A 13835-nucleotide genomic window follows, 5' to 3' on the forward strand; every position below is an offset into this window, starting at 1 on the left:
TTCTTAAAATGTTAATTTTTTATTTCTAATAGCCTTATTCCATTCTTGCCTCTTGCTAGTGCTACAGCATATTTATTTGTTTTAGCAATTTTCATCTCCATACCATCAAAATCGCCACTTATTTTTTTGGTTTCAAAGGTATTATAATCTAAAGTGTAAATCCCATCGTAACAATTGTAAATCATTTTATTAGTACCATTTACTAAACAAAGCGGTGTTGCATAATCGCCGGACTTTGTCATTTCTACTAAATTTTTTATTTCGCCATTGTCCAAATTTACTATTTTTATAATGGTAGTTTCTTTATATCCTTCTTGAACACCAACAATCATCATACTTTTATCGGGTGTAACTACAACGTTAATAGCATTTTTTTTAACGCTCACAAATTTTGTTGTTTCTGCATTTGATGTATTTGTAATACTCATTTCACTTTTACCCATATTGTAAAGCAATTTGCTGTCACTGCTAAAAAAAGCATCAAATGACGAAGCGTAACCATTTTTTCCGATAATACTAAGACCTAATACATTTACTAATTTACAATCGCCATTTGTTTGTATATATGCAATTTCTGAATTTGGAGCAATTGTAATTTTTTGTATGTTGTTAAATCCATCTAGTTGTTTTACTACTTCAAAACTTTCGGCGTTGCATAAATACAAAGTACCCGAAAGCCCACCAATAAGAATGTATTTTCCATCTGACGATAAAGCGACTGCATATAGTGGTTTGTCGCTAATTTCTTTTTGTTTTACAGGAAATTCAGATTTTAAGCTCCATTTATTTAAAGTGCCGTCATTTCCTGCGGCAAAAACAAAATTACCATCATTTGAAAATATTGGAGCGTAAAAAGTTTCTTCCGTTTTTGTGTGAAAATTTTCGATGTATTTTAATGAACTTTGTGCTGCAATTTCCGATGATAGCAAAATTAAAGTGTAAGAAAATAAAAAATATTTAAGGTGTTTTTTCATTTTTATTTTTAAATTAATATTAAATTTTATAATTACCCTCGAACGCCACCAATGTTAGACAGTTTTCCAATTGAACCGTCAGGCTTCCTGACATAGCTTTTGATAATTTGTTTGACTTTATCTATTAAGCCTTGCTCTTCTGGAGTGGCTGCTTTTTGAATAATTCGTATTTCAAAACCACTGGCTTTATCAAAGCTGTTTTGCGATTTTGATCCGGGTTCTAACGTAATGGTGGTTTCGCCAGTTTTAATCATTTTACTCAGGTCGGTTTCATTTCCTTTAGTAATATTCGCACCTTGTTTATATTGCACAATGGTTACTTGTAATGCTACATCCTTGCGGGTATTTGTCATTTGTAAGAACTGTTTTTTGTCTAAAGTCTTCCATTGTACATCCAAATCGTTTTCGCCTATTGCAGCAGGAGTTGAGTTGGCAGATTTGCCCCAGCGAAATACTTCTTTAAACTCGCTATTTTTATACTCGGCTTGATATGCGGCAAATGCTTTTTCGGCAGCCAACATATCTTTTGCTTTTATACAACCATAAAATGTATTGGTACAATCCCAACCGTCTTTTTTTTGTGTGTACACTCTTTTACCTTCATAGAATATAACGGCAGTGGTTTCGGGCACCAATTCTACATAAACATTGGTGTAACCTTTGCCCAAGCTAGTTCTCATTTCTGTTTGTAATTTATTGCGGTAGGCAAATGTTTCGGCTGGCATCATCGCTATTTCTTCTTTTTTTAACATCAGTTTTTCACCACAAACATCGTTGATGCTTTTTTGCCCATAGGCAAAGAGAAGGTAGGTTTGTTTTTGGGCGGAAGCTGTTACTATTATTAAAAAAAAGAATAAAATGGTTTGGAGTTTTTTCATCATTGTAAGTTTATTTATAATATATCGTTTTATATTTGAAAAAATAAAAGCTGCAGATTCCATACAAGATTTTACAATGTAATTTGCATTTTTTTTCTCTTTTATTTCAAATACTAATCTATAATTTGACTATTACAATAGTAAGTGCTTGAATAAAACTTAATAATAAATGATGCAAAAGAAAATCTGATTTTATTTGAATTACAGTAAGCTACAAGCTACCTATATTAAATGATATATAGCCCAAGACTGAACCGGAAATAACATCTCTATTTCCATTTTCATAACCATAAGGCCTAAAAAAATAATTTAAATTGTAATAAAAACTATTTGTTTTAACAGTATAAGTATAACTATACTGAAGATATTTGGCATAGTTTCTCTCCTGTTCGGTTTTATCAATCTTTACAGTCATCGAACCATATTTTTTTTCTAATTCGTTATTAATCAAATTAACATTTTTAAGATTAAGACCACTTGAATTTGTAAAATCTTTAATATCGCTTGAAATACTAACAATCCCGCCAAAATAGGCCAATTTCCCGTTTTGAGTATAAATATAGTACGGATCTACTTCTCCGCTCTTTTCATCAGCGAATGGAGCAGCATCTTTTAAATTGCAATCTAATTTTGCATTATAAAGATAAATTAAGTATTTATCATTTATCATGTTGCCCATTCGATTTCTTTTTTCGTTATAAGAACCAATAGATTCAATTCTAAAAAAACCACGCAAATCTTCTTTTAAACCATTTAGATATTTATAATAATCAGCATCAATCTTAAATTTTATTTTTCTCTCTTTCTTAATTTGAGCTCTCAAAGTTTCATCTGTTTGCAATTGATTCAATATCTTATCATAAACTGCATCAACAATAACATTTTCATCTTGCCCAATGTATAGTATATCTGAAAATTTTAAAACGGCAATTTTTAAAGTTTTCACATTAAGGCCTTCAGCAGTTTTTGTTTTTATATTTTCTTTGATAGTAATAATTTCATCAGCTGTAAAATCGGTTTTTGTGTTGTTAATTTTATTATCATAAAATTCGTCAAAAGCTTTTTGTTTTTCTTTTGAAGCACTTCGTTTTTTTGTTTCCTTACTATTAATTATTGTGTTTGACATTTTATTACGCTCATTGATAATTTGCTCTTGTTTTTGTCTCAACTCATTTTCAAGGGTAATTTTTAACTCAGTTTTCAGGCTTTCCATAGTGCTGTTTTCTGAACTATTCCTGTTATTTATAGCCAATTCAAAATATCGAAGAATACTACTGTAAGCTTTCACGACATCACCCATTTGATGGTAAGTTAGCGAACGTAAACTTTCTATTTTTGGGTTTGCGCCAACATTTGCTTCTATTTGAGATAGAATACTTAATGCTTTTTCATTGTCGTTATTTTCAAAAGCAGTGGCGGCATTTACGAACTCTGTTTGCGCGCTAACTTGCATACAGAATATTGACAAGAATATAATAAATACAAAATTTTTCATAATTTAATCGTTTTTTTCTGCAATATCAATATATTTCTTTTCTGTTTTAATAACTCTAAAATTAACATCAGTAGTTATTTGATCTACTTCATAAATATAAAAGTAACGGAGAAGTTTAAGCAATGAAGAATCAATATTTGGTGGGCCTTTGTATTCATTATAATTATCTTTATCATATCGTTTAGCGCTTTCGATCCTTTCGGCTGTAAAAACTTCTTCTGTCCACCAATAACTTCTAATGAAATAATTATATTTTATGAGGGATTTATATACCGGTGGCCTGTTTTTATTTATATCACAAACTAATGTATAGCCATTATCTTCCTTAGATTTACTTACAAAAAGAAATTTACTAACACCTCCAATGGTTTGCTTTTGCCCTTTTGCATTAAATACCTCGCACAGAGGAAAAATACCTGAATTTATATCCTTATTGTTTATAGAAAACAAAAAATATTTTGATGAACCTGACAAAGAATCCGCCCTTGAATATTGATCGGAAACAAACACAATTTTGTCGCCAGATTTTAAACCGGCTTTCCCGTATTCATTAAAAGCTCGTGCAGTTTTTATTTCTGGTTCGTATGGCTTACTCCAACTATCTGCTTTAGTATAAGGTAGTGTAGCCTTAGCAGGTTTATACTCAGGTTCAATAATTTTATATTTGTCTTTTAAAATTTTATCTTCTTTTTCGTATTCTTTGTAAAGGTTTGCTATGGTAATGAGTTCGTCTACAGGAATTGAAATTTTGTTTATAACTAATGAAACATTATTTTTTATTTCCACCAAATTAGCCCATCTTTTTTTATTGTCAATCTCATTATCTTTTATATAATTTCCTATAATAAGCCTATCATTCCATTTAGAAGGGGCTCCTGCAACCATATAAGGCATTTCATTTTCTGGAGGAATTAAAAGATCAATATCTTTTACCATCAATTCAATTCCACTAACACTTCTATCGTTAGCTATAGCATCAAAGCGCAATGTGTAATCAAAAGAGGTTGGAGATGCATATTTTAAACGTTTCAATAATGCTGGATATTTTGATAATAGTTTTTTATTAATATTATACTTAACTCCATTTTTAACAAATGAAAAATCATTTTTATATTCATACATCAATCCAGGATTAGAGGCAAATTCTCCCATCAAGTTAAACCATTTACCCAAAAGTGTAAAAGATTTAAATATTTCAATTCCTTTACTTAAATCATCAGGACAATCACAATTTAAAACCTGTATGTCAGACGAATATAAAAATGCATCTTTCCCAGTATCTGGATTTAACCATTTATAATTTTCTCTGTTTGTTTGATCGCCTGAAATATAGTGAACCCTCAAATTTAAATAAGATTTTTGTTGAAATGTTATTTGTGCGTTCAATAAATTAAATGTTGTGCTTAATAATAATATTACTATATATTTCTTCATAATATTCATTTGTAATTAGAAATTTTGTCTCGTACATTTTTAGTCAAATTGTATGTCAATGCTACAAAAAATCCTAATTTGTAATTATCTGTTATCACTGCGCTAATATCATTTGCTTGATCCAAGACGGTATCATTTATCGTAATTCCATTTTTCAATTGGCCAACATTTCTTAAAGCTACTCCAGGCGTAAACATCAGCCTATCGTATTTTCCTAAAACGAGGGTTGGTCCAATAAAAAAATTGCCAATCTGAATTTTACCATTATTAATATCAATTCCTAAACCTGCACTTCCGCCTATTGCTAAATATTTACTAGACCTATTGGTCATTGAAATCATAGCAATAATCGATGGTACCGTTAGATTCTCACTTTTTAATCCTACTTTGTTTTGACCATTAATGGTATAAATTTCATACACTTTAGCATTACTAAAATAGCTTCCTGCTAAACCCATACTAAAATCAATTCGAGAGCCTCGTCTAACAAATTCGGAATGTTTAAAAGTTCTAGAATTGTTGACTTCAACATCTTTGTTTTTTGCTGTTATTTCTACTTCAAAAGTGGCTAAGTCATTTTTTGGTTGCACCGGTGCTGATATATATTCGTAGGTTTCCTCTTTTTCTAACAAATTAATAATTCGTTTCACTTGATTTGATAATTTTTCAAAATCAATAAGTTCTTCTTTAAATTTAATTTTTTGGGCATTTTCAAATACTAAATCAATTTCACTAAAATATTTTTTTAGTGAACTTTTATCGATAAAGGTTTCAAGACCATCGATATCTTTAAGTTTGTTATAACTTACAACTACATCAGTATATTGGGTGTTTATTGTGTTTACTGAAACATCATTTAACATCAAATCGACAAACAACATTCCAAATTGCACTTTATATTTTGCTTTGTACTCTTCTAAATTTAAAAAAGATTGATGGGCTACTGGTAGTACTTTATTATAAGCTTGAACAATAGCATTTACTTTATTATATGATTGAATAAACTCTTCGTAGGCTTTATAAAAATTATTTCTAGCAAATTCAAATTCAATTAATTTTTCAGTTTTAATTTTTTCTTTTTGCTTAATTATATTTTCAATACTATCAATTTGTTTTGTAATTGCTTGAATTTGTTCATTGGTTTTTTCTGTATCTTTAGTACCTACAACAATAGTTTCACTACTATTTAAACTTTCACTAAAAAATATTTTAAGGTTTTCTTTTGTCTTTTTGTCATTATTCTTGTTAACTAGTTCTCTCGTTTTTTGTTGAACTTGTAATTTTAAAGCACTTAAATCATTTAAAATTTTTACATCCTTTGCTATTTCGTTTGGTACTTCTTTTTCTTTTGAATCATCCTTTTTTTTAATTGCGGCTAGTTCAGCATTTTCTATTGTATTTTCTATCTTAACTTGATTTACTGCATTGGCTTCGTTCAATAATACAGTGATTTTTTTTAAATCCTCTGAACTAGTAAACCAGTCGGTTTCTGCTACAACTTCGTCTTTTGTATTAACTTTGACATCAAAAGCAAGTCTATTGATATTAGTTATTTTATATACAATTGGCCGATCTACTTTGGGTTTAACCAAACCTTTTTCGTATTCGCCTTTTTTGAAATCATAAATTACAAAATAGGTTTTGGTAGTATCACAATTATTTTTTAATAATTTTGATTTTGAAACATTAATAGTTTCATCTTCTAAAATACTTTCTCCATTGTTAGTAGATTTTTTTTCGGTTGTCAAGCTAATTTTGTTGCTTTTTTGAGCATATATTTCTGTTGTGAAAAATTGTATAAAACATATAAATAATATTTTTTTCATAATTTTGTTTTTTATGCTTACTCTATTCAGTTTTCAGCTTTACCCGTTTTAATGTTATTTACCTTCTAATAAAATTATTCTGTCAAAAAAATTAATATGAATCCTTTTTACAAGTTTTGTGTAAAAATGATCTGTTAATTAAAGTTTGGTGTATAAAAGTGCTTCAACTGTTCCTTTACCATCCCCTAAATCTCCATATGTTTTAAAAAAAGTTAATGGATAAGTCAAACTTTCGTTTGGTAAATTAGTTCCTATTTTTCTAAATTGGTTGAATCCAGGATGATTAAAACCATCTTCAAATAAATAATATTTATTATCTTTTTTTGTTATCCTCCAAGTAATAGCGTAACCGCCATTAGTGAAAAGCACACCATTCTGGCTTATATATTTACCCGTGCCACCAGCATATAATTCCGCAACACTATACGTTCCAGGATAATCCTTATTTTCTACTTTCCAACTTCCTACCACTTTTTCATTATAAAATGAAGTTAAATCTACCATTTCTTTTAAATTAACAAATTCAGAAGATAATCCAGAATTTTTAAATGCTGGTTTGATTTCAAATTTTGATTCTTGTGTCCCCATTACAAAAGTTGCCGCTAACTGTCCTTCAATGCTGGTAGGAATAATTTTGTTTCCTTTTAGTGTGGCATCGCCAGAATTCGTTTTATTTACTTCAAATGGTAAGCCAATAGCATATTCCTTGCTTGTATCTGAAGTTATCGAGGTTGTTAGTATATTATCTCTATTTATTGAATATTTAAATGCTGTTTCATTAACACTTGCAGTATAAGGATGCTCACTTTTTGCCTGACCAGAAAACTCAGTTCCAGTTGGAGTAATGTATTGAAGACCCGTAGTATTTGTTAATTGCAATTCCCCAAAAGAAACGCCATCGTAAAAATATCTGGTTTCTTTTCCTTTGATATCTGAAAACAGATAATCCTTTAGCAAAAGATATAGGGTTCCCAGTTCATTAGCAGCATTTAATTTTTTTGCAATAAAATTAATATGTTGCGCAAAATTCTTTTTGGGTTTAGATTCAAGGCAATCTGTTGCAACAAAAAAAAGATCGTTATAAAGATTTATTATAAACTCTGCCATTGCTGATTTATCTGTAATCACCAATGTAGTCGTTGAAAGTCTCATATTTTTAATAAGGTCAACTGTTGCATCTCTGCATTTATTATCCTCCAAAATTTCTGTAATCCCTATAGGAAAAGCAATCGAAAGAACGCTAATTCCTATATTAAACCGGTTATTAAAGTCAACTTCTTGCTCTAATACTTTTGTTCCAAAATTATCTACCCCATTTGTAAATCTAATTTCATATTTGCCTTCTTTTGGTAATTTAAAGGTTCCACTTTTTTCAAATTTTACTCCAACATATCTATCCCATAACCACTCTAAACCTGAACCTGGGGAAAGCACTAGACCTCTATTGTCAAACATTTTAGGTCCAGAAACAGAAACTCCAGTTGATACATCAACAACTTCCATACCTACCGTTGCGAATAAAGGAAACTTATTATTCCATACTATAGTACCATCGCGTGAATAGGTATATCTGAAGTCAAAAGATTGCGACTTGCTGATTTTACTTAGTTTGGCTTGCCGTTTTGCAACACCTATAGTAAATCCAGTCTTATTCAACAAACTAACAAAGGATGCGTTTTTAAATGGGGATAAATTTGCATCTAATGAGGCTTTAATAAGACTTGTCAATTCATCATAATTTGAATTTTGTTTAATTTTATCTAACAGCTCTGAATTTTGAAAACCTTGTAATGCTATTTCTGGATGAAGTGTGAAATAAAACAATAATAAATCAGTAGTCGATATCGAATTATTCAAACCCGTTTTTGAATAATAACCAAACATTATTTCATTATCTTTTATAAATAATAAAGGAAGATTTTTAGCAACGGTATTGGTTGTGTTTGCACTAAAATTGCCCCTTGCATCTACTTTAGCTTCTCCATCTATGGTCACTACTGTTAAGTCCGCAAAATTAATTTTTAAGTCATCTTCAATTTTGATTGTTTCTGATGGTACATCAGAACTGTTTTCGTCTTTAGAACAGGAAACAATCAACAATAGAAACGTAGTAAATAACACTAATTTTCGTAGACAATTTTTCATAATTTGATAATTTAAAGGTTATTAATTTTCTTACGCATAACAATTAACTGCTTTCTGGTTTATTTCACAAGCCCTTCCCTCACTGCCCACCCAACTAATTGCTGCGTGTTTTTAAAACCTGTTTTCCGTAACATATTACGGCGGTGTGTTTGAACGGTACTTTTTGTAATACCCAGTTTTACTCCAATATTTTCACTAGTGTAACCGTTGCAGATTAATGTCAAGACTTTCAATTCGGATTTACTCAATACATCATTTTCTTTCGCCATCGAATTTAAGATCTATAGAAAATTAACATAACTATTCTAAACCAAACTTAATTGGAATAAGTTTAAAAAAAAATACCTCCTTTTAGGTATTTTTAATACAAATTTTTATTTTATTGTAAGTAAATAATTATGTTTTGTGTTTTTTAAAATAAGAGATGAAAAAATTAGGATTAAAAGATCTTTTTTTTATAAAATTAATTCGAAAATCACAACAAAAACTCCTGAAAACGAATTAATTTATATTAAAAAAAATACGATCGTTGAATAAAACTATTTTTATTAAGAAAAAATGATAAATTAGCACTATTAATAATACAAGAATTTGTAATTCTTATTTGTATTTTACTGTTTGAAATAATAGCCTTTTTTTAATTAACTCTTAAAAAATATTTATAATATGAATAAAGAGGATGGAGCCAAGGTTTTTAGTGTTTGGAGTAGGGAAAATTCCATTAACCTACCTAACAAAAAAGAACTTCTTTTAGAAATAATAGATCAAGTTGCTTCACTATTTGCTGTAGGAAGTTTTTATTATTTCATCTTAAATTTTGAGAATATTACAATGGATTATGTTCATGAGGGAATTAGAAATGTTTTAGGAATTGAACCCGAAGAATTTTCTATGGAAAAAGGTTTTGAAATAATGCATTCGGAAGATCTTGCTACTATGAACGAAAAAGAAGCTGTTGTCTTTGACTTTTTCTTTAATAAAATTTCTTCTGAAGATTTATTCAATTACAAAAGTGTATACGTAATGAGAATGAGACATACTGACGGGACTTATAAAACTTTACTACACCAAGCATCAGTTTTTAGTGTTTCTGATGATGGTAAAATTCAACAAACATTGTGCGTTCATACTGATATTAGCTATTTGAACATTCCGATTAATCATACTGTTTCCTTTATCAGTTCAAAAAAACAATGCTATCATTACTCAAAAAAATCAGGGAATTACGCTATAATTCATAAAAACAATTCTTCTTTAGAAAAAAAGTCTTTTAAAGATATTTTTACTAAACGGGAACAAGAGATTGTTGAAAAATTAGCTCAAGGAATGAAATTTAATGAAATTGCTAAAGAATTATTTATATCTCCACATACCATCAATACGCATAAGAAAAATATGTTAAAAAAGGCGGATTGTAAAAATACTCCAGAATTAATTGCAAGATATTATATAGATAGTCTTTTTTAAACACTTTAGATGAGTCGTTGTAAAGTACAATCTTTTAAAATCATAATATGACCCTTGTTGTTTTAAATTAACTTGCAAAAGCTACTTAAGATATTCTGGAAAAGGCTTCAACATCAAACTGCACAAATTAGCAAACTGCAAAACCTATTCCTCGACTTGTACCTGTGATGATGATGTTTTTCATAAAGCAAAAATAAACAAAAACGCCAAAAAATATCATTTTACACTAAGGATTCTTTCCAATATAAAAATAAGGTTTTCTATAATTTTGCTTAATTTTGCCGAAACAAAATACGATTTGAATTCGCATAAAATGATAGCAAACATACAATTTGAAGTAGCAAAATTGAGTGATATTGATGGCGTATTAGCCTTACAGGAATTATACCTTGTCTCTAATTTATCTGAAGAGGAAAAAGAATTTGGTTTTGTTACCACACCGTTTACAATTCCTCAATTAACAGAAGTAATCACACAAGAGGGATTGTTTTTAGCTAAAGACAATAACAAAACTATTGCTTACATCTTTTCTGGAAGCTGGGATTTTTTCAATCAATGGCCTATATTCAATTACATGATTACGCTATTACCTGATCTTAACTTTTTAGATTTCAATATTACTACAACCAACAGCTTTCAATATGGACCTATTTGTATCGATAAAAAATACAGAGGAAAAGGATTAATAACTCCACTTTTTGAATTCATGCGAATCCATATTGTAAAACGATATCCACTAGCGTTGACCTTCATTAACAAAACAAATATTCCATCGACAAAAGCGCATACCGAAAAACTAAAATGGACTATTATTGGCGATTTTCAATTCAACAATAATAACTATTTTATTTTGGCTTACGATATGAATCAGCCTGTCTCTTAATATTCACTAATTCATATGAATTTCATGTGTTGGCGTATTAGCCATTTGTGTTACGGCAGGCAATAATTCCTGAATAAACGAAGTCATGTGCGGAATATCCATCGCTTTGAATTCATCCGAAACATGATGGTAGAATTCGAAATTTTCAAAATCGAAAGTACTTATAGACTGGCACGGAACCTTGAAAACATTATAAAAAGAATAATTATCTGATCTGTAAAACAATTGATATTCGGCTTCTTTGGGTAAAAACCCAATCGTATTTTTTCCTGTATATTCATTGATTTTACCCGCCATATTCGACTTGTCAAAACCGGTAATATACGCCAGATAATCTCTTTTCATTGGCACTCCAATCATCTCAATATTGAACTGGGCATACAATTTAAAATCTTGGTCTTTCAGCTTTTTGGCTAAATGCTTAGAACCTAACAACCCTTTTTCCTCTCCTGCAAAAAACACAAAAAGAATGCTTCTTTTATTATTTTGAGCAATACTGAAATATTTCGCCATTTCAGCAACTGCAGTTGTTCCCGAGGCATCATCATTCGCTCCATTATTTATAAAATCTCCATTCACTCCTTTTTTATCAATTCCAATGTGATCATAATGTCCGCTAATAATAACAAATTCATTTTTTAGCACTGGATCGTTTCCTTCAACAAAACCTACGATATTAAAAGCTGGCTCTTTGAAATTAGACAACGTATCGCGATAACTGGAAAAATAAGGTTTGACGTTATTGTCTTTGAAAAACTGCTCCAAATAATCTGCCGCTTTCACCATTCCTCTTGTCCCGGTTTCTCTGCCTTCCAATTCGTCCGAAGTCAAGTATTTCAATGTTTCTGCAACATCACTTTCTTTGACTTTATATTCCGTTTCTGCTAATTTTAATCGGGTATCGTTTGTAGCTTGCGCCGTGATAGGAGAATTTCGTACACATCCAAATAGAACGAACGTAAGAAGTAAAAATGTGTTTTTCATAGTTAATAATTCTTTGGTTAAAAGGAGCAATCTTATTTTAATTGATAGGATCAAAATCTTATTTCTTATAATACTTTTTGTAGACTTTATACATTTGAATCAGAGCTAAAACTACAAAAAATAACGGAATAATTACAGGCACTATATATCTTGAAAAACTAGCCGTATTTTGGGAAAACAAATTTAGAATAATTACTAAAGCAAGCATTCCAAAAAACGTCCCAACTAAAGTCCCAAAAACGTAATAATATTTAAGTCTTTTCTCGATAGCAATATAATTCCCATTAATCAAATAGAGGTTCCATCCTGTCCAAAATGGCACTTGAAGAAAATTGATCCCATTCAAAAACACACCAATTAGGAAAGGCGAATACTTTATAAATTTCTCTAAATCGTTATGATTTTCTACTGTTTGATTCAAATGAGCATAAAAAGAATAGCCCAGAAACAGCAAAAAGAAGACCGCAAAAAAATCGATAATTTTCATCAATTTTTTATTGCTTACCAATTGATTTGCAAAAATCAACGTGAAGTAAATTACAAAAACCTCAACCGAAATAACGCCCAATAAATAAAAAATCAAGCTCTTAATTCCTAATTCAGAATAAATTTCGAATCCAATAATATTTAAATATCCCAGTGGAACTGAACCTATGAAACTCACCAAGAAACCAACGAGAATATTTTTTATAACTTTCATTTTATTAGAAATTTACTATTCTATTGCTTTGCTCTTGATGCAAACGATATTCTTTCATCCCTTGCTTGTGGGACAAATACACATTTCCGGCTTTATAATTTTCAACACTTATTTCATACATATACGTAATATGACGGGCAAGTTCTTTCCACGCAAATAGCAACGAATGTTTCGGATCATAAATATGTGTGGGTTCACTTGCCGCTCCATTCAACTCAACAATAGAGCAATTTTTTCCTTGTTCCAAATCTTCCAAAGTAGTATACATAACATCCAATCTTCCAAAATAAAAACCTGGAATTTGCAAACACATTTCATTAATGGTTTCGCTTAATTTTGGGGTAATCCAATGGCTTCCGTCAATAAATTTCGCACCACGGGCATGATTCCCATAAGGCACTAAATTTAGTTTTTCTCCTTTTGGCAAAACCTCCAATAATTTCTTACCGTATTCTTGCCGCAATACTTTAAGTTGCAATTCGTAACGCGGATTTTTCTTGATTAATTGTTCAACAGTTACAATTCCGTCTCCAGTGATTATTAGAAATTCTTTCGAAACTATTCCTGTTATTTTACCCATTTTCTCGTGTGGATAACGCACATAAAAAATACCGACTTCATTTTCGAAAGGAATTAAATCTTGCACTACAAAATCAAAATTTGCCTTTTCAGCGTATCTTTTTAAGTCGGCAACAGTATCTATTTTCTTGACTCCGGAACCACGCAAACCAATATCAGGTTTTGCAATCAATGGATATTTTATTCCTGAAAATTGGATTGCTTTTAGAATTTCTTCCAGTGAAGTTCCTTCTTTTATAAGTTCCGTTTTTGGGTAATACCGCTGTGGAATTAAATCGTAGATTGCTTTTTTAGACTCCATCATAAATCCTCCGTTTTTTATCGTTGGATTAGCCGCGTTAAAGAAAAAAATCGATTTTGCTTTAAGCGAATAAAATGCCCAAAGAAAATAAATTGGAATATAAACAATCTGGAACGGCCAATATTCCCAATGCGTAATCTTATGAAAAAGTAATTTCAATTGAGAAAAT

The 13835-nt window shown here is 30.1% G+C and carries 12 protein-coding genes; 2 read left to right on the plus strand and 10 right to left on the minus strand.

The window, feature by feature from the left end; translation table 11 throughout:
- Nucleotides 1-11: 11 nt before the first annotated feature.
- From ACM55F_RS11615 to ACM55F_RS11645, 7 genes are all read right to left on the minus strand, one after another.
- Nucleotides 12-974, minus strand: a complete 963-nt coding sequence (locus ACM55F_RS11615) for a WD40 repeat domain-containing protein (RefSeq protein ID WP_416853961.1) — start codon at nucleotides 972-974, stop codon at nucleotides 12-14.
- Between the two features lie 32 nt (nucleotides 975-1006).
- Complete coding sequence (locus ACM55F_RS11620; protein WP_416853962.1) at nucleotides 1007-1855, minus strand: hypothetical protein; 849 nt, start codon at nucleotides 1853-1855, stop codon at nucleotides 1007-1009.
- Nucleotides 1856-2063: 208 nt separating this feature from the next.
- The gene (locus ACM55F_RS11625) at nucleotides 2064-3347 is read right to left on the minus strand and encodes a hypothetical protein (protein ID WP_416853963.1); all 1284 of its coding nucleotides are present in this window, start codon (nucleotides 3345-3347) and stop codon (nucleotides 2064-2066) included.
- 3 nt (nucleotides 3348-3350) lie between these two features.
- The gene (locus tag ACM55F_RS11630) at nucleotides 3351-4781 is read right to left on the minus strand and encodes a hypothetical protein (RefSeq protein ID WP_416853965.1); all 1431 of its coding nucleotides are present in this window, start codon (nucleotides 4779-4781) and stop codon (nucleotides 3351-3353) included.
- A 5-nt stretch (nucleotides 4782-4786) separates the two neighbouring features.
- On the minus strand, nucleotides 4787-6607 hold the full coding sequence (locus ACM55F_RS11635) for a hypothetical protein (RefSeq protein WP_416853966.1): 1821 nt from the start codon (nucleotides 6605-6607) through the stop codon (nucleotides 4787-4789).
- A 138-nt stretch (nucleotides 6608-6745) separates the two neighbouring features.
- Nucleotides 6746-8752 (minus strand): hypothetical protein, encoded by a 2007-nt coding sequence (locus tag ACM55F_RS11640; RefSeq protein ID WP_416853967.1) that lies wholly within the window; start codon nucleotides 8750-8752, stop codon nucleotides 6746-6748.
- 59 nt (nucleotides 8753-8811) lie between these two features.
- Entirely contained in the window at nucleotides 8812-9021 is a 210-nt protein-coding gene (locus ACM55F_RS11645) for a response regulator transcription factor (RefSeq protein WP_416853968.1), read from the minus strand.
- A 397-nt stretch (nucleotides 9022-9418) separates the two neighbouring features.
- Here ACM55F_RS11645 and ACM55F_RS11650 point away from each other — a divergent pair, with 397 nt between their 5' ends.
- Both ACM55F_RS11650 and ACM55F_RS11655 read left to right on the plus strand, forming a co-directional pair.
- Nucleotides 9419-10219, plus strand: coding sequence for a LuxR C-terminal-related transcriptional regulator (locus ACM55F_RS11650; RefSeq protein WP_416853969.1), 801 nt, complete (start codon nucleotides 9419-9421; stop codon nucleotides 10217-10219).
- Between the two features lie 313 nt (nucleotides 10220-10532).
- Complete coding sequence (locus ACM55F_RS11655) at nucleotides 10533-11102, plus strand: GNAT family acetyltransferase (RefSeq protein ID WP_416853970.1); 570 nt, start codon at nucleotides 10533-10535, stop codon at nucleotides 11100-11102.
- 6 nt (nucleotides 11103-11108) lie between these two features.
- On the opposite strand, the gene ACM55F_RS11660 is transcribed toward ACM55F_RS11655, so the two are convergent.
- The 3 genes from ACM55F_RS11660 to ACM55F_RS11670 are packed head-to-tail and all read right to left on the minus strand — an operon-like array spanning nucleotide 11109 to nucleotide 13825.
- Nucleotides 11109-12086 carry a M28 family peptidase gene (locus ACM55F_RS11660; RefSeq protein WP_416853972.1) on the minus strand — a complete coding sequence of 326 codons (978 nt, stop codon included), beginning with the start codon at nucleotides 12084-12086 and terminating at the stop codon, nucleotides 11109-11111.
- A 58-nt stretch (nucleotides 12087-12144) separates the two neighbouring features.
- Nucleotides 12145-12786: a LysE family transporter gene (locus ACM55F_RS11665; RefSeq protein WP_416853973.1), complete on the minus strand. Its 642-nt coding sequence runs from the start codon at nucleotides 12784-12786 to the stop codon at nucleotides 12145-12147.
- Between the two features lie 4 nt (nucleotides 12787-12790).
- Nucleotides 12791-13825, minus strand: a complete 1035-nt coding sequence (locus tag ACM55F_RS11670; protein WP_416853974.1) for a D-alanine--D-alanine ligase — start codon at nucleotides 13823-13825, stop codon at nucleotides 12791-12793.
- Between the last annotated feature and the right edge of the window lie 10 nt (nucleotides 13826-13835).

Origin of the sequence: Flavobacterium melibiosi (assembly GCF_048158545.1) — a bacterium.
GTDB lineage: Bacteria > Bacteroidota > Bacteroidia > Flavobacteriales > Flavobacteriaceae > Flavobacterium > Flavobacterium melibiosi.

Bases quoted from the DNA above. Each gene is read 5' to 3' on its own strand.
- ACM55F_RS11650 (WP_416853969.1), top strand. From the start codon at position 9,419: ATGAATAAAGAGGATGGAGCCAAGGTTTTTAGTGTTTGGAGTAGGGAA.
- ACM55F_RS11625 (WP_416853963.1), bottom strand. From the start codon at position 3,347: ATGAAAAATTTTGTATTTATTATATTCTTGTCAATATTCTGTATGCAA.
- ACM55F_RS11620 (WP_416853962.1), bottom strand. From the start codon at position 1,855: ATGATGAAAAAACTCCAAACCATTTTATTCTTTTTTTTAATAATAGTA.
- ACM55F_RS11665 (WP_416853973.1), bottom strand. From the start codon at position 12,786: ATGAAAGTTATAAAAAATATTCTCGTTGGTTTCTTGGTGAGTTTCATA.
- ACM55F_RS11655 (WP_416853970.1), top strand. From the start codon at position 10,533: ATGATAGCAAACATACAATTTGAAGTAGCAAAATTGAGTGATATTGAT.
- ACM55F_RS11635 (WP_416853966.1), bottom strand. From the start codon at position 6,607: ATGAAAAAAATATTATTTATATGTTTTATACAATTTTTCACAACAGAA.
- ACM55F_RS11645 (WP_416853968.1), bottom strand. From the start codon at position 9,021: ATGGCGAAAGAAAATGATGTATTGAGTAAATCCGAATTGAAAGTCTTG.
- ACM55F_RS11630 (WP_416853965.1), bottom strand. From the start codon at position 4,781: ATGAAGAAATATATAGTAATATTATTATTAAGCACAACATTTAATTTA.
- ACM55F_RS11615 (WP_416853961.1), bottom strand. From the start codon at position 974: ATGAAAAAACACCTTAAATATTTTTTATTTTCTTACACTTTAATTTTG.
- ACM55F_RS11640 (WP_416853967.1), bottom strand. From the start codon at position 8,752: ATGAAAAATTGTCTACGAAAATTAGTGTTATTTACTACGTTTCTATTG.
- ACM55F_RS11660 (WP_416853972.1), bottom strand. From the start codon at position 12,086: ATGAAAAACACATTTTTACTTCTTACGTTCGTTCTATTTGGATGTGTA.